At 54.8% G+C, this 434-nt stretch carries 2 protein-coding genes; both read right to left on the reverse strand.

The window, feature by feature from the left end; genetic code table 11:
* The coding region (locus tag ACTHTS_RS11350; protein ID WP_440370101.1) for an ATP-binding cassette domain-containing protein at positions 1-141 on the reverse strand (141 nt) is incomplete at its 3' end.
* A gap of 1 nt (position 142) precedes the next feature.
* A partial coding sequence (locus tag ACTHTS_RS11355; RefSeq protein ID WP_440370100.1) for an ABC transporter permease subunit occupies positions 143-434 on the reverse strand: 292 nt, incomplete at its 5' end.

The raw sequence follows: 434 nt of genomic DNA on the forward strand, positions 1-434 counted from the left end.
GCGCAGGAGGGTGGATTTGCAGCAGCCGGACGGGCCCAGCAGTACGATGACTTCGCCTTTTTCCAAGTCCAAGTCTAAGGATCGAATGGCGGTTACGTTGCCGTATTGTTCATGCAGGTTGCGGATGCTCAGTAAAGCCATGTCAGTGTTCCCATTTTTGTTCAAGTCTTGCCGCCAGCAGCGACAGCGGCCAGCAACAGAAGAAATACAGCATAAACATCAGGCCGTAAACCCAAAATGAAGCATTGGGTTGCGTCAGCAGCGAGTTCTCGATGATTTGCTGGCCGACTTTGAAGACTTCGATGACGCCGATAAGGGAGGCGAGCGAGCTGGTTTTGATCATGCGCGTAAACAGATTGACGGCGCCAGGCAATCCGCGGCGGATGCTTTGCGGCAGCTCGATGTAGCGGAACACCTGCCCGCGGCTCAATCCG

The sequence above is a fragment of the Neisseria sp. P0019.S003 genome (genome assembly GCF_051957115.1).
GTDB lineage: Bacteria > Pseudomonadota > Gammaproteobacteria > Burkholderiales > Neisseriaceae > Neisseria > Neisseria flavescens_D.